This window comes from Mycobacterium sp. 1423905.2, assembly GCF_001673155.1.
Taxonomy (GTDB): Bacteria; Actinomycetota; Actinomycetes; order Mycobacteriales; family Mycobacteriaceae; genus Mycobacterium.
This window is the reverse complement of sequence record NZ_LZLE01000041.1, coordinates 1-15547: the sequence shown is the minus strand read 5'-3', so window position 1 is coordinate 15547 and position 15547 is coordinate 1. Positions and strand designations below refer to the sequence as shown.

General features: G+C 66.7%; 12 protein-coding genes. 3 read left to right on the top strand and 9 right to left on the bottom strand.

Going from position 1 to position 15547, the window contains the following annotated elements; translation table 11 throughout:
• Positions 1-47: 47 nt before the first annotated feature.
• From A9W95_RS28270 to A9W95_RS02690, 5 genes are all read right to left on the bottom strand, one after another.
• Positions 48-1700 (bottom strand): PE family protein, encoded by a 1653-nt coding sequence (locus tag A9W95_RS28270; protein ID WP_067409103.1) that lies wholly within the window; start codon positions 1698-1700, stop codon positions 48-50.
• Positions 1701-1878: 178 nt separating this feature from the next.
• A complete protein-coding gene (gene pheT, locus A9W95_RS02705) occupies positions 1879-4365 on the bottom strand; it encodes a phenylalanine--tRNA ligase subunit beta (RefSeq protein WP_067409102.1) in 2487 nt (828 codons plus the stop codon).
• Positions 4365-5414, bottom strand: coding sequence for a phenylalanine--tRNA ligase subunit alpha (pheS, locus tag A9W95_RS02700; RefSeq protein WP_067409101.1), 1050 nt, complete (start codon positions 5412-5414; stop codon positions 4365-4367). The genes pheT and pheS overlap by 1 nt, the downstream gene beginning before the upstream one ends.
• Positions 5415-5599: 185 nt before the next feature.
• Positions 5600-6406 carry a rhomboid-like protein gene (locus A9W95_RS02695; RefSeq protein WP_067409100.1) on the bottom strand — a complete coding sequence of 269 codons (807 nt, stop codon included), beginning with the start codon at positions 6404-6406 and terminating at the stop codon, positions 5600-5602.
• Between the two features lie 9 nt (positions 6407-6415).
• Entirely contained in the window at positions 6416-7270 is an 855-nt protein-coding gene (locus A9W95_RS02690; protein ID WP_305799954.1) for an adenylate/guanylate cyclase domain-containing protein, read from the bottom strand.
• A 269-nt stretch (positions 7271-7539) separates the two neighbouring features.
• On the opposite strand from A9W95_RS02690, the gene A9W95_RS02685 reads away from it, so the two are divergent.
• Positions 7540-8580, top strand: coding sequence for an oxygenase MpaB family protein (locus A9W95_RS02685; protein ID WP_067409117.1), 1041 nt, complete (start codon positions 7540-7542; stop codon positions 8578-8580).
• Here A9W95_RS02685 and A9W95_RS02680 read toward each other — a convergent pair.
• From A9W95_RS02680 to infC, 4 genes are all read right to left on the bottom strand, one after another.
• On the bottom strand, positions 8577-9353 hold the full coding sequence (locus tag A9W95_RS02680) for an RNA methyltransferase (RefSeq protein WP_067409098.1): 777 nt from the start codon (positions 9351-9353) through the stop codon (positions 8577-8579). The two genes, A9W95_RS02685 and A9W95_RS02680, sit on opposite strands and share 4 nt — an antisense overlap.
• An 8-nt stretch (positions 9354-9361) precedes the next feature.
• Positions 9362-9751 carry a 50S ribosomal protein L20 gene (rplT, locus tag A9W95_RS02675; RefSeq protein WP_067409097.1) on the bottom strand — a complete coding sequence of 130 codons (390 nt, stop codon included), beginning with the start codon at positions 9749-9751 and terminating at the stop codon, positions 9362-9364.
• A gap of 74 nt (positions 9752-9825) precedes the next feature.
• Positions 9826-10020: a 50S ribosomal protein L35 gene (rpmI, locus tag A9W95_RS02670; RefSeq protein WP_067409096.1), complete on the bottom strand. Its 195-nt coding sequence runs from the start codon at positions 10018-10020 to the stop codon at positions 9826-9828.
• A gap of 48 nt (positions 10021-10068) precedes the next feature.
• Positions 10069-10653, bottom strand: coding sequence for a translation initiation factor IF-3 (gene infC / locus A9W95_RS02665; protein ID WP_082982857.1), 585 nt, complete (start codon positions 10651-10653; stop codon positions 10069-10071).
• 425 nt (positions 10654-11078) lie between these two features.
• Here infC and lysX point away from each other — a divergent pair, with 425 nt between their 5' ends.
• Both lysX and A9W95_RS02655 read left to right on the top strand, forming a co-directional pair.
• A complete protein-coding gene (gene lysX / locus A9W95_RS02660; RefSeq protein WP_067409094.1) occupies positions 11079-14414 on the top strand; it encodes a bifunctional lysylphosphatidylglycerol synthetase/lysine--tRNA ligase LysX in 3336 nt (1111 codons plus the stop codon).
• A 90-nt stretch (positions 14415-14504) separates the two neighbouring features.
• Positions 14505-15547 (top strand): alpha/beta hydrolase family protein (locus A9W95_RS02655; RefSeq protein WP_067409093.1); only part of this gene is annotated, 1043 nt, incomplete at its 3' end.

The window sequence follows — 15547 nt, the reverse complement described above, 5'->3', positions numbered from 1 at the left end:
ACTCGCCGACCCGCCGAGCAGTGCCGGCGGGCCGACGTCGGTGACTACTAGAAGATGAATTGCGGCAGGACCGGCGGAGGCAACGCAATCGCCTGCGCCAGTTGCGACCCGAAGCTCAGGAAGCCGGGAATGATGCCGCCAATCTGCGTGCCCGGGACTGGTCCTAAGCCACCACCGAGAACGATCGGACTTAGCGGAGTGAGCAGACCGCCCAGTGGCAGTTCGGCCGTGGAGCTCAGGGCGGTGACCGGAAAACCACCAGCTGTCACATTTATCGTCAGCGGCGGCAAGTCGATCAACGTTTGTCCGTTGAGGAAGCCGTTGGCAACGTTCGCCGGAGCGGTCAGGAAAGCCGCTGCCGCGCCTGCTAAGTCACCGGTTTGTACCGCACTTGCCAACGCCGTGGCGCTTGAATTCGCTGCGCTCAACGCGTTGATCGGCGCACCGATGCCGTCAAAAAGAACCTGCAGAGGTAATCCGAAAGTCACACCAAGATTTCCCGGATTGAACGTCGCGCCGAAATCTGTGACCGTCGTCAGCACGTTGGTGAAGTTCTGCGCCATCAGTGCCGGGATGGAACCGGCCGGCAACAGGTTGGTGAAGTTCTGCGCCATCTGGCCCGGAATCGCAAGGATCGGCGCGAGGTCCCCTAGTGGGCCCAACGGGGTGATAGCCAGCGGCACGGCTGTCGGCGAGCCGAGCTCGCTGATGTCGATGCTCAGCTGCTGGAAACCAGGCAGGAAGACGTTCTGGACTCCCTGACTGATCGCGTTCACCGCACCCTGGAAGTCACCGGCGACAAGCGCGTTCCCGGCCGTTTGGAAGGCCGAGGGCAACCCGAGCAGGCCGTTCCCGAGGTCTTGGGCGGCACTTTGCAGCCCGGTGGCAATCGTCTGGGCGTATCCGACCTGGTTGGTGATGAACTGCTGCACAAACGGCGCCGGATTGAAGGAGAGCAGCTGTTGGACGCCGGCCTGGACGGTTGCCGGAAGGTTGGCCAACTCGGCGGGAAGATTCGTGATGCCCGTTCCGATCGCATTGGCGATCGTCTGCCCGTAGAGAACCTGGTTGTTGACGAGTTGGTTGAGGAAAGGAAATGGATTGGCGCCGAACGTGTTTCCGATCGCCTGCAGGTTGTTGACCGTATTGGCGACCAATGCCTGATACGGGGCCGCAACCGTCGCGCCGAAAGCATTCGCATTGTTGATCAATGCCGGCAACCCGCCCGTCAGCGCATCGCCGCCGGTGGTCTCGAGCGCGCTGAGCAAGCCTGACACCCCCGGCACGCCACTGATGCCGCCGGTGAGCGCCTGCACGCCCGCTTGGATCTGACCGGTCAAGGCGGCGCCGCCGCCGAGCAACGGCTGACCGAGGAATGCCTCGACCGGCGAGGCGGCCGCGCTCAGCAGCGTCTGCGCACCCGCGGCCTCCGCGCTGGCATAAGCACCGGCACCAGCGTTGAGCAGGCTGACGAACTCGTCGTGAAAGGCCGCAGCTTGGGCGTGAAGAGCCTGGAATTCTTGGCCATGGACGCCGAAAAGCTGGGAAATGGCCGCCGACACCTCGTCGGCTCCAGCTGCCAGCAAGTTCGTGGTCGGGTTGGCCGCAGCGGCGGTCGCCGTGCTTAACGCTGAACGGATCCCGGCCAGGTCCTGAGCCGCCGCCTCGAGCAATTGGGGCGCCGCGGACACAAACGACATTACGTCTCCTCTCGACCCCCCGGTCTCCTCTTTGGCCCCCACCACAGTGACCATGGGTCACTGAGAAGCTCAATGTAATGACTGACAGTCACTAAGACAACCAATATAAATCCCTGTGAAGCAACTCACAGCGATTTATACGGTTGCGCAGGCCTAACGCGCAGGTCACGGCCGAAGATCAGCCCCGCAGCACTGCCCCCAGGCGGTCGGCGGCGCATCGCACGGCGGCGTCGCGCGCCGCGCTGGCGTCGTCCTCGGTGAGGGTCCGGTCCGTCGCTCGGAAGCGCAGTGCGAAGGTGAGCGACTTGCGGCCCTCGCCGATCTGCGGGCCGGTGAAGACGTCGTAGAGCTGAGCATCCTCCAAGAGTCCGCCGGCCCCTTCGCGGACCGCATCCAGCACCGACTGGGCGGGAACCTCGGCCGGCACCACCAAGCTGACATCCTGGAACACGGCGGGGAAAGGCGACACCTTCGGGGTCGGCAGCGTTTCCACGATCGGGATGGCATCGAGATTCAACTCGACCGCGCAGGTACCTTTCGGTAGGCCGGCGCGCTCGATGACGGCCGGATGCAGCTGCCCCGCATGACCGATGGACACGTCCCCGATGAGCACTTCGGCGCACCGGCCGGGATGCCACGGCAGGTACTGCGCGGCCTGCAAGGTCAGCTCAACCCCGCAGGCGCGCGCGACGATCCGCACCGCTTCGAAAGCATCCCAGGCTTGGGCCGGGCGACCCGGGCCCCAAGGGCCGCGCGGCTCGCGCAGGCCCGCCAAAACCGCAGCGACATGCTGAGGTTGGCGAGGCAGCGAAGCGTCCAACAGCGCGATTTCGGCGTCGGTGGGCCGACGGTGCACCGGGATCAACTCGACGCCCCGGGTCTGATCGGTAGGCCGCACCACCTGCGCGACGGCGAACAGCGCCACATCGACAAGGCCGCGAGACACGTTGCGGCTCAGCGCTTCCAACAGTCCCGGCAGGAGCGTGGTAGCCAGTTGCGGACGGTCGGCCTCCAAGGGGTTGAGCACATCGGTCGTGGCTCGTCGGGCATCGTCGGCCGGCAGCCCCCACACGTCGAACACGCCCGCGGGCAGAAAGGGCGTCGGCAGTATTTCGACGAAGCCCGACTGCGCCAGCGACCTGCCCACCGCCCGGCGACGCTTCTGCGCCGGAGTGAGCCCCCGGCCGGCGGGCGCCGACGGCAGCACCGAGGGCACCACTTCCAATCCCTCCAGTCGCAGTACCTCTTCGACGAGGTCGGCCGGTTGCAGCAGATCCGGACGCCAACTCGGCGGTGTCACCGTCAGAGTGTCACCGTCCTGCACCACCGCCGCGCCAATCTGGGTCAGGCGCCGAGGCGTCGTGCCAGGTGGATAGGCCACGCCGGCGAACCGGTCCGGCAAGTCGGCTTCAATCCGGATCGGCGGCAACGACCAGTCCTCGCGCGGCGGTTCACCACGCCAATCGGTCAGGGCGGGCGACACCGCTCCCCCGGCGATCTCGGCAAGTAGCGCGGCACACCGGTCCAAGGCGGCCACCGAGATGGCGGGATCGACGGCACGTTCGTACCGGCGGGCGGCTTCGCTGGGCAGATGCAGCCTGCGCTGGGTCCGGGACACCGCAGCGGCGTCCCACACCGCGGCCTCGAGCAACACGTCGGTGGAGTCGTCGCGCACTTCGGTGCTGGCCGCGCCCATGACACCGCCGATGGCAGCCGTTGCGACGTCGTCGACGATGAGCACGTCGGCCGGGTCGAGGCGGCGCTCGATGTCGTCGAGCGTGACGACTGTTTCACCGGGCCGGGCGAATCGCACTCCCAAGGCACCGGTGATCCGGTTGCGGTCGTGGGCGTGCATGGGGTGGCCGAGTTCGAGCATCACGTAGTTGGTCACGTCCACGGCAGGGGACGTCGCGCGGACGCCGCACAGCAGCAGTCGGCGCTGCAACCACCACGGGGAGACGGCGGCCGGGTCGATCCCGGTGACCGGACGCAACGCGAACCGGCGCACTCCCGTCTCGGGCGCTACGGTCAGTGGCCACGCCTCCCCCTCGACCGGCAGCGGGTCGACATGTGCGGGGTCGACGAACGGTAAGTCGTAGGCGCAGGCGATTTCGCGAGCCAAGCCGCGCACCGACATGACGTAGCCCCGGTCTGGGGTAATCGCCAGGTTGAACACCACATCGTCGAGGCCAAGCACCTCAGCGCCGTCGGTTCCCGGCTCGGCCGTGCCCGGCGGCAGCACCAGGATCCCCGAATGGTCTGCGCCCAGGCCAAGTTCGGCGGCCGAGCAGATCATGCCGTCGGAGGTGCGGCCGTAGGTTTTGCGAGTGGCGATGGTGAAGCCGCCCGGTAAGGTGGTGCCGGGCAGCGCCACCACCACCAAGTCGCCTGTCGCGAAGTTCGTTGCCCCGCAGACGATTTCCTGCGACTTACCGTTACCGACATCGACCGCGCACGCTCGGATCGGTTTCTTGAACCCGGTGAGCTCCTCGATCTGAGCCACGCGCCCCACGGTCAGCGGTCCGTCGACCGGACCGAGCGCGCTCACCTCTTCAACCTCGTGGCCGATGCGCACCAGCGCCTGCTCGAGGTCGCCGGGTGTGACGTCCCAGTCGGGTGCGCCGGCGCAAACGGCCTCGCGCAGCCAGCTATACGGAACCCGCATCAGGCGCCCACCCCGAACGGCAAGGAGAAGCGGACATCACCTTCGACCATGTCACGCATGTCCGGAATACCGTTGCGGAACTGCAGGGTCCGCTCCAATCCCATGCCGAAGGCAAAGCCGGAGTAGACCTCGGGGTCAATGCCCGCCGCGCGCAACACATTTGGGTGGACCATTCCGCAGCCACCCCACTCGACCCAGTCGGCGCCGCCCTTCTTGTTGGCGAACCACACGTCGACCTCAGCCGAGGGTTCGGTGAACGGGAAGAAGTGGGGACGAATCCGAGTGCGCGCCAACGGCCCGAACTCGGCGCGCGCAAAAGCGTCCAGGGTGCCGCGCAGGTGCGCCATGGTCAGCCCGCGATCCACGGCCAAGCCCTCGACCTGGTGGAAGACCGGGGTGTGGGTGGCGTCGAGTTCGTCGGTGCGGAAGGTACGGCCGATCGAGATGATGTAGACCGGCAACTCCCGCTCCAGCAGCGTGCGGACCTGCACCGGTGAGGTGTGGGTGCGCAGCAGTTGACGGGATCCCTCCGGCGCGATGTAGAAGGTGTCTTGTTCGCTGCGCGCAGGGTGGTCCGGCGGAAAGTTCAGCGCATCGAAGTTGAACTGCTCGGTTTCCACCTCGGGCCCCTCGGCCAGTTCCCAGCCCATCGCGATGAAGGTGTCGGCGATGTGCTCCGCCAGGATCGTGATGGGGTGGCGGGCACCGATAGGTTGCCGCGTCGACGGCAGGGTCACGTCGACGCCCTCGGCCACCAGTACGGCGGCGTCGCGCTCGGCGCGCAGCGTCGCCAGCCGTTCGTCGTAGCTGCGCTGCACCTCGGTGCGGGCGGTGTTGACTCGCTTGCCGGCGTCGGCGCGATCCGTCTTGGGCAGGGTGCCCAGCGCTTGTCGGGCCAGCGCCAACGGCGAGCGGTCACCGAGGTGCTCGGTCTTGACCCGCGCCAGCACTTCCAGGCTGTCGGCCGCCGCGATGGCCTGCTGCGCGGCGTCGACCGCGCTGGCCAAGGCGTCCGGCGACAACAGGGACTCGACGGGTTGATCACCCACGCGGCGACACTCTCCTTGTCAATCCTGGTCAATGAGGCTGAGCGCCCGCATCGTCGCGAGCCAAGCAAGGCTGTGCAGGTGGACTTGCCCGCGACGGCGTAGCGCAAAAGCCGATCATAGGTGATGAGACGCAGTGCGCTGGGCGTGCGCGTTTGCGCTCAGGCGATACCGGCCGGAGCGGGGTGTCAGGCGCTGAGCGCGGGTTGCGGGGCGGTCAGCGCCTCGTCCGGCGCGGTGGCGCCGCGTAAATCAAGCCAGCGAGCGAACTCGTGGGCTGCGACGGCGCCAAGTCCGCCTAAGACCAGTCCGACGCTCATCGTCCACCAGGAGTGGGCCAGCAGCAGGAACCCGAACCCGGCCGAGCCCAACAACATCAGGCAGCGCACCGGCGTCCAGTGCACCGGCAGACGAAACCGGACGGCGACCAGAATGCCCAACATCAGCGCGACGGCGTGGCCGGCGTTGGTGAACTCGCCACCGATGAAGGCCGCGGCAACGCTCAACGAAATCCACCAGCCGATCCAGGCCGGCTGCCAGCGACGCGGGATGGCAGCGGTCAGTGCGCCCAGCGCCGCCAGGGCGCCATAGCTCATCCCGACGTCGCTGGCCCGGGCGATGGACCGCGGCAGCAATCCGAATTCGACGCCCCCGGCCAACGCGGCGGCGACGACCAGAGTCGCCCCGATGTGGCCGACCAGAAACGCCACGAACAGGCGAATGGTGCGCAGATGCAACTCGACCAGGGCAAGCAGGCAAGCCAGGAACGGCATCCAGAAGTAGAGCGGCCCGGCCTCCACCACGAAGGCGCTGCCCAGCAGCGTCAGCAAGCGCCCATGGGCCAGGTTGTGCAGGTTGGTGCTGGCATGCCGAATCAGCCGGTCGTGCGCCTGGGGGCTGAGCATCAGGAGGGCGGTGCTGACAGCAGCCAACGAGGCGACGTATCCGACAGTGAATCGCACCCGACCGAGCCGGGAGAAGAAAGCCGAAATCATCGCCTTCCACTATGCATCTGCGTTTGTCTCATCTTTGTTAGCGGAAGCTGTCAAATCCCTATTAGTTCGGAGTCGGTAGATCGCCAAGTCCGGCGGTATGCCGGTCAACTTGCTGGCAAACATAGGTTTGCGCGCCCGCTTCGCGACGACGCCCAACCCGTCCAACTCGGTCTGCGAAATCAGATCCAGCGTGGGGCTGGAGATCATGATGCCACCTTTGGTGGCGCGCTCCATGACTCGTGCGGCGATATTGACGTCGACGCCGAGCCAGTCCGCGCCCAACCGTTGCGGCCGCCCGGTGTGGATGCCGACGCGCATGCGTGGGGTGTAGCCGTCGACGTCGACCGATTTGACCGCGTCGCGGGCGTTGATCACGGCCTGCACCGCGACGGTGGGATCGCGGAACACCGCCATGATGCCATCGCCCATGCGCTTGACGATGTGTCCGCCTGCGTCAAGCAGGGGCGGCTCTACCGCCCGCGCCACCTGGCGCAGCAGCGCCAATGCGGCGTCGTCCCCGGCCTGCAGCGACCACGACGAGAAACCCACCAGGTCGGTGAAGACCAGGGTCACCTCGGGATTGGCGGGGCGCCGGGAAACGGCTTCGGTCAGCGCCTGCCAGACCTGCAGGACGCCGAGACTGACCTCCCGCGAGGCCGCGTCACGATCGCCCAGCAACCGGTCGGCAGCGCGCGCCGCGGCGCGTGGGCCGCCGTCTCCGGCCGTGGACAGCGGATCACCGAATTCAGGGTCGCCTGGCAGTAACCGACGCGCTCGCCGGATGAAGTCGACGACACCTGGATTGTGATTGGTGGAGCGCAGCCACTTCGCCGGCGACCGCGACCGCTCCGCCCTCTCCGCCAATGCGGTTGCCGAAGCCGTCGAGTCCTCGCCGCCACCGGACCCCGAATCTTCAGAACCGCCCTCCACCTGGCAAGGGTAGGTGCTTTTGGTTGAGGCAGGCAACGACGATGCCGGCCGTTGTGCTGCGACTCGCGGGGACTGCCCTGGTCACGTCGGTGTGGCAACGCCGCGGCGACTGGGTAACACCCGTGCAGGGCATAATCGGAAGGCGTAGACAACGTGCGTTGTCACCCTTTATCGTGAGCCCAAGAACGCGCATGGAGGCCGTGATGACTGTTGTAGCAACGACATCCGCGGAGCCGCTCGGTCCTGAGTCGCTGACCTGGAAGTACTTCGGAGACTTGCGCACCGGCATGATGGGCATCTGGATCGGCGCGCTGCAAAACATGTATCCGGAGCTCGGCGCGGGCGTCGAAGAACACTCGATCCTGTTGCGCGAGCCGTTGCAACGGGTGGCCCGCTCCGTCTACCCGATCATGGGTGTGGTCTACGACGGCGATCGGGCGGCGAACACCGGCCAGCAGATCAAGAGCTACCACCGCACCATCAAGGGCGTCGACGCCCAGGGCCGCCGTTATCACGCGCTGAACCCCGAGACGTTCTACTGGGCGCACGCGACATTCTTCATGTTGGTGATCAAGGTGGCCGAATACTTCTGCGGAGGTCTGACCGACGCCGAGAAGCGACAGCTCTTCGACGAGCACGTGCAGTGGTACCGGATGTACGGCATGAGCATGCGGCCGGTGCCCAAGTCGTGGGAGGAATTCCAGGAGTACTGGGAGCGGGTGGGTCGCGAAGAGCTGGAGATCAACCAGGCGACACTGGACATCTTTCAGATCCGCATTCCCAAGCCGAAGTTCGTGCTGATTCCCACCCCCATCTGGGATCAGATGTTCAAGCCCCTGGTGGCGGGTCAGCGGTGGATCGCCGCCGGCCTGTTCGAGCCGGCCATTCGTGAGAAGGCGGGCATGCACTGGACCCCCGGTGACGAGGTGTTGCTGCGCTTGTTCGGCAAGCTGGTCGAGGTGGCGTTCTGGGCGGTGCCCGACGAGATCCGGTTGCATCCGCGGGCGCTGGCCGCCTACCGGCGCGCCGAGGGCCGCATTCCCACCGACGCGCCGCTGGTCGAAGCGCCGTCGTTCATGGGGCCGCCGCGCGACCGGCGTGGACTCCCTATGCATTACTTCCCGCCGCGGCCTAAGTCCCCGCTAGAACCGGCGCGGTTGATCATGGAACGCGCAGGGTCCCTGGTGCACGGCACCTTGTCACTGGCGGGGCTGCGAGCGGCCCGGGCACGAAAGGCGGCTTAGGACCGCCCGGTCAAGCCGAGCCCGCGCGCGCTCTGATACAGGCAGATCGCGGCGGCGGCCGCCACGTTGAGGCTTTCCGCCCCGCCGGCCATCGGGATGCGCACCCGCTGATCGGCGGCCGCGGCGATGTCAGCGGCCAACCCGTGTGACTCGGGCCCGAACAGCCATGCCGTCGGCGCGCTGAGGTCGGCGTCGTCGAGCAGCGTCTCGCCGTCGACGGTGGTGGCCAACACCCGCAAGCCCGCGTCTTTCAGAGCGGTAACGGCCGCGAGGGCGTCGGGAGCGACGGCCACCGGGATGGCGAAGATGCTGCCGGTCGACGCGCGCAGACACTTGCCGTTGTACGGGTCGACGCTGTGCCCGGCCAGAACTACCCCGGCGGCACCCATGGCGTCGGCAATGCGGATCACCGTCCCGGCATTGCCGGGTTCGTTGATGTCGACGGCGACAGCGACCAGTTGTGGTGTGTTCGCCAGGACGTCGTCCAGGCCGGTCGCGGGGATTTCGCACACCGCGATAAGCCCGGTGGGAGTCACCGTGTCCGACAACGCTTTTGCCGCACGCTCGGTGACCACATGGACCGGTCCGGTCAATAGCGGTTCATAGCGCCGGGCCGCGTCCTCGGTGACGAACAGGTCGCGAACCAAGCCGCGGGCGGACGCGGCCTCGACCAGGTTAGGACCTTCGGCCAGGAAGCGGTTCGCGCGGCGTCGACCGACGTGACGATGCAATTTGACCGCTGCGACCACCCTGGCCGAGCGTTCGGTGAGCACCGAGACTGTCAGGCAGCCTCTCCGGACGGCGCATTGACGTCCTCGGGCAGCGCGGCCCGCGCCACCTCAACGAGCGCGGTGAAGGCCGCTGGGTCGGTGATGGCGATGTCGGCGAGGTTCTTGCGGTCCACTTCCACACCGGCGGCCTTGAGGCCTTGGATGAGCCGGTTGTAGGTGATGTCGTTGGCGCGCGCGGCCGCGTTGATTCGCGAGATCCACAGCTTACGAAACTCGCCCTTACGGGCACGGCGGTCGCGGAAGGCGTAGTTCAGCGAATGCAGTTGCTGCTCTTTGGCCTTGCGGTAGAGCCGAGACCGCTGGCCGCGATAGCCCTTCGAAGCCTTCAGAATGGAGCGCCGCTTCTTGTGGGCGTTGACTGCCCGCTTCACGCGTGCCATGGGATGTTCCTACTCTCATTGGGCGAAATACTGGTCAGAAAGCCGGGCGCCAGCCCGGCGTTGCGGAGCGTCGCTCAGCCGTTGAGCATCGCGTTGACGCGCTTGGCGTCGTTGGCCGAGACGTCGGTGCGGCCGGCCAGCCGTCGGGTACGCGTGGTGGGCTTGTGCTCGAACAGGTGACGCCGATTGGCTTTCTGCCGCACGATCTTCCCGGTTCCGGTGCGGCGGAACCGCTTCGACGCCCCACTGTGGGTCTTGGCCTTGGGCATGTTTCCCTCTTCTGCTTCTTCGTTTCACCGCCAGCTACGGGCTGACGGTCAGTTCTCTTCTGCTGTGTCGGCCGGCCCCGCAGGATGCTCGCCAGGTTGCCGGGCCCGGGCCCGCGTCTTCGCGCCGCGGTGAGGCGCCAGCACCATCGTCATGTTGCGCCCGTCCTGCTTGGCGGAGGTCTCGACGAACCCGTAGTCGGCAACGTCGGCGCCCAGCCGCTGCAGCAGGCGGTAGCCCAACTCGGGCCGGGACTGCTCACGTCCGCGGAACATGATGGTGACCTTGACCTTCGACCCGGCTTCCAGGAAGCGGACCACGTGGCCCTTCTTGGTCTCGTAGTCGTGATCGTCGATCTTGGGTCGCAGCTTCTGTTCTTTGACGACGGTCTGCTGCTGATTCCTGCGGGATTCGCGCGCCTTCTGCGCCGCCTCGTACTTGTACTTGCCGTAGTCCATGATCTTGCAGACCGGCGGTCTGGCGTTCGGGGCCACTTCGACGAGGTCGAGGTCGGCGTCCGCGGCGACGCGGAGTGCGTCTTCGATGCGCACGATGCCTACCTGCTCCCCCCCTGGGCCTATCAGTCGGACTTCAGGTACGCGGATGCGCTCGTTGACGCGGGTCTCAGTGCTGATGGGGCCTCCCTGGTCGGCTTATCTTTCGTCGCGGCCTGCCGGACCGAGCCGGAAACAGTTGGGGAAGACACCAAAACCAACGGCGAAAAAAGCCCTGCCTAAGCAGGGCCCAATGCCGACCGATCGCGGCTCGAGCTGCTCAAGCCGTCTACGCCTCGCGCAGACCAGGCATTGCACGATGCCTGTGACCGGACCGCTGAGCCTTGAAGAACGCTTCGTGACTAGCGGTGGGAGTGGGACTCCACTTAACTGTCCCGAGCCGTGGCCGGGATGGTCGCAACAGCCAGTCTAACAGGCATGACGGCTCCGCCAGGCATCCTGCCCGTCTCCGCGGTGACCCGGCGACTCGCCCAGGCGGAAAATGCGCCCGGCCAACGGGGGCATCGTCAGGAATTTCCGAGTTTTAACGCATATCCTCGCGGTCTGTGACCCTCATCAAGCCCCGCTCGAAGAGCAGGCCGGCGTCCCGGTATCACTGGGTTCCCCCGACCGCCGGCTGGATTGTCGGAGTCATCGCGACGTTGTCGCTGCTGGCGAGCGTGTCGCCGCTGATCCGCTGGCTCATCAAGGTTCCGCGCGAGTTCATCAACAGCTATCTGTTCAACTTCCCCGACACCAGCTTCGCCTGGTCGTTCGTGCTCGCGTTGCTGGCTGCCGCGCTGGCCGCCCGTAAGCGCATCGCCTGGTTGCTGCTACTGGGCAACATGGTGATTGCCGCCGGGCTGAACGTCGGTGACATTGCCGCCGGCGACAACACCGCCGGGGAGAGCTTCGGGGAAAACCTGGGCTTTGCCTTCCACATCGTGGCGATCGTGCTGCTGTTGCTCAGTTACCGCGAGTTCTGGGCCAAAGTTCGCCGGGGTGCACTGTTCAAGGCGGCGGCAACGCTGGTCGTTGGCGGCGTCATCGGCATCCTGGCGTCGTGGGGACTGGTCGAGATGTTCCCGGGCACCCTCGCCGCGCAGGACCGGCTGCCCTACGTCGCGAACCGCGTCGTCGGCTTCAGCCTGGCCGATCCCGACCTGTTCACCGGGCGGCCGCACGTGTTCCTCAACGCCATCTTCGGCTTGTTCGGCGCGTTCGCCCTGATCGCTGCGACGATCGTGCTGTTTCAGTCGCAGCGCGCCGACAACGCGCTGACCGGCGAGGACGAGTCGGCCATCCGCGGGCTGCTGGAGTTGTGGGGAAAGAACGACTCACTGGGTTACTTCGCCACCCGCCGGGACAAGTCGGTGGTGTTCGCCCCCAGCGGGCGTGCGGCCGTCACCTACCGCGTCGAGATCGGCGTCTGTCTGGCCAGCGGTGACCCGGTGGGCGACCCGCGCGCCTGGCGGGGAGCCGTCGACGCGTGGCTCGAACTGTGTCAAACCTACGGCTGGACGCCGGGGGTGATGGGCGCCAGTTCGCAAGGCGCGCAGACCTATCGGGAAGCCGGCCTCAATGCCCTGGAATTGGGTGACGAGGCGATCCTGCATACCTCGGAGTTCAAGCTGTCCGGACCCGAGATGCGCGGCGTGCGCCAGGCCGTGACGCGGGCGCGCCGGGCCGGATTGACCGTGCGGATCCGGCGGCATCGCGACATCTCCGCCGAGGAGATGGCCGCGACCATCGCGCGTGCAGACGGATGGCGCGACACCGAGACCGAGCGCGGCTTCTCCATGGCGTTGGGCCGACTCGGGGACCCGGCCGACTCGGACTGCCTGCTGGTGGAGGCGATCGATCCGGGCAACCAAGTGGTCGCCATCCTGTCTCTGGTGCCGTGGGGAACCACCGGAGTTTCGCTGGATGTGATGCGCCGTTCCCGGCAATCGCCCAACGGCACCATCGAACTCATGGTCAGCGAACTCGCGCTGCACGCAGAAAGTCTTGGCATCACCCGCATTTCGCTGAACTTCGCCATGTTCCGGGCCGCCTTCGAGCAGGGTGAGCAGCTGGGCGCCGGCCCAGTCGCGCGGTTGTGGCGGGGACTGCTGATCTTCTTCTCCCGGTGGTGGCAGCTCGAGACGCTGTACCGCTCGAACATGAAGTACCAACCCGAGTGGGTGCCCCGGTACGCCTGCTACGACGACGCTCGTCTGATGCCGAAGGTGGGCGTCGCCTCGGCGCTGGCCGAGGGCTTTCTCAGCATGCCGTTCAACCGGCGCGACAAGGCGCATACCGGTCATCACCCCGCCGTGCCTGAACGGTTGGTGGCCAGCGGTCTGTTGCATCCGGACGGGTCGGCGCCGGATGTCAGCGGCCTGAGGCCGGCCGAGGACACCAACGGCGACGAGGGTGTCCAGCGCCGGCTGCCCGAACAGGTGCGGGTGCGGCTGAACAAGCTGAAGAACCTGCGTGGCAACGGCATCGACGCCTATCCGGTGGGCCAGCCGCCCAGCCACACCGTCGCACTGGCCATGGACGCCGACGACCAGGAATCGATCTCGGTGTCCGGTCGCATCCTGCGGGTCCGCAACTACGGCGGCGTGCTGTTCGCTCATCTGCGCGACTGGTCGGGCGAAATGCAAGTGCTGCTCGACAATTCGCGTCTCGAGCAGGGGCGCGCCGCCGATTTCAACGCGGCGATCGACCTGGGTGATCTGGTGGAGATGACTGGACACATGGGGTCGAGCAAGACCGGAACTCGATCGCTGATCGTGACGCACTGGCGGCTGATCGGTAAGTGCCTGCGCCCGCTGCCGAACAAATGGAAAGGGTTGACCGACCCAGAAGCGCGAGTGCGCACCCGCTATGTGGACCTGGCGGTCAACGCCGAATCCCGGACGTTGATCACCGCCCGCAGCGCCGTGCTGCGATCGGTGCGAGAGACGTTGTTCAGCAAGGGCTTCATCGAAGTCGAGACCCCGATGCTGCAGCAGATCCACGGCGGGGCGACGGCCCGGCCGTTCATCACGCACATCAACGCCTACTCGCTCGACCTTTTCTTGCGCATCGCGCCCGAGTTGTACTTGAAGCGGTTGTGCGTCGGCGGGGTGGAACGCGTCTTCGAACTCGGCCGGGCGTTCCGCAACGAGGGCGTCGACTTCAGCCACAACCCGGAATTCACCCTGTTGGAGGCGTACCAAGCGCACGCCGACTACCGGGTGTGGATCGACGGCTGCCGCGAACTCATCCAGAACGCCGCGACCGCCGCCAACGGTGCGCCCACGGTCATGCGGCCAAAGACTCGGGATGATTCCAACGGCGAGAGCCAGCTGGTACCCGTCGACATCTCGGGTATCTGGCCCGTCAAGACGGTCCACGACGCCGTCTCCGAGGCGCTCGGCGAGCACGTTGACGCCAATACCAGCCTGTCGACCCTCCGCAAACTCTGCGACGCCGCTCGCATCCCGTACCGGGCGCAGTGGGACGCCGGTGCGGTGGTCCTGGAACTCTACGAGCACCTGGTCGAGTCGCGCACCGAGAATCCCACCTTCTACGTCGACTTTCCCACGTCGGTGTCGCCGTTGACGCGGCCGCACCGCAGCGAACCCGGCGTCGCCGAACGGTGGGATCTGGTGGCCTGGGGCGTCGAGTTGGGCACTGCCTACAGCGAACTCACCGACCCGGTGGAACAACGTCGCCGTCTGCACGAGCAATCGCTGCTGGCGGCCGGCGGTGATCCCGAAGCGATGCAGCTTGACGAGGACTTTTTGCAGGCCATGGAGTACGCGATGCCGCCCACCGGCGGTCTGGGCATGGGAATCGACCGAGTGGTCATGTTGATCACCGGGCGCAGCATCCGGGAGACGTTGCCCTTCCCGCTGGCCAAGCCCCACTAGCTCGGCGTTGCAGGGGCTTTCCAGTTAACTCACAGGAAATGGTCTGGAAACATGCCTCCCGATGGACCGTTACCAACCCACAATTGACTCGTGACCGCGCCGACGTCCTCTGTCGCTTCGCAGTCGCTGGCAAGCGCCCACACCTCGCTGATGCATGGCTGGGTGCCGCTCACCGTGCAGGCGGTGACCGCGGTGGTGTTGGTTGCGGCCATCGGCTGGCGATCCCGGCTGTGGCGGCAACGACGATTGCCCGTGGCGCTGGCCGCCGGTGCCGGGCTGGCCTACGGGGTCCGGTGGTACGTGGCCGCCGACGGTCTGGCCGCCGATCCGGCACCCAGCGGGTTGTGGGTGTGGGTGGCGGTGACGGGGTTGGCTGCCACCGTCGTGGTCCTGGGCTGGCGCAGCGCGCGCCATTGGCGCCGCGGCGCGTCGCTGATGGCGGTGCCGCTGTGTCTGCTCAGCACGGCGTTGACGCTGAATCTGTGGGTCGGCTACTTCCCGACGGTGCAGGCCGCCTGGAACCAGCTCACCTCCGGCCCGCTGCCCGACCAAACCGACCAGGCGACCGTCACCGCGATGGCCACCAAGGGCACCCGGCCAGCGCACGGCAGCGTCGTACCGGTGGACATTCCCTCCAACGCGTCACACTTCAAGCACCGCGGCGAACTGGTGTATCTGCCGCCGGCGTGGTTTTCCAGCTCTCCCCCACCCAAGCTGCCTGCCGTCATGATGATCGGCGGCCAATACAACACGCCCGCCGACTGGGCCCGTGCCGGCAACGCGGTCAAGACCATCGACGAATTCGCCGCCGCGCACGACGGCAACGCACCCGTGTTGGTGTTCGTCGACTCCGGCGGCGCGTTCAACAACGACACCGAGTGCGTCAACGGGCGGCGCGGCAATGCGGCCGACCACCTCACCAAAGATGTTGTGCCCTACATGATCTCAAAGTTCGGTGTCAGCGCCGAACAGCCCAACTGGGGCATCGTGGGCTGGTCGATGGGCGGCACCTGCGCGGTCGACCTGACGGTCATGCACCCGGGCCTGTTCAGCGCCTTCGTCGATGTGGCCGGCGACCTCTACCCGAATGCGGGCAACAAAGCCGAAACCATCGCCCGACTTTTCGGCGGTGA

Coding starts and splice junctions, on each gene's coding strand:
- A9W95_RS28270 (WP_067409103.1), bottom strand. CDS start 1,700: ATGTCGTTTGTGTCCGCGGCGCCCCAATTGCTCGAGGCGGCGGCTCAG.
- pheT (WP_067409102.1), bottom strand. CDS start 4,365: ATGCGGGTTCCGTATAGCTGGCTGCGCGAGGCCGTTTGCGCCGGCGCA.
- A9W95_RS02695 (WP_067409100.1), bottom strand. CDS start 6,406: ATGATTTCGGCTTTCTTCTCCCGGCTCGGTCGGGTGCGATTCACTGTC.
- A9W95_RS02685 (WP_067409117.1), top strand. CDS start 7,540: ATGACTGTTGTAGCAACGACATCCGCGGAGCCGCTCGGTCCTGAGTCG.
- rplT (WP_067409097.1), bottom strand. CDS start 9,751: ATGGCACGCGTGAAGCGGGCAGTCAACGCCCACAAGAAGCGGCGCTCC.
- rpmI (WP_067409096.1), bottom strand. CDS start 10,020: ATGCCCAAGGCCAAGACCCACAGTGGGGCGTCGAAGCGGTTCCGCCGC.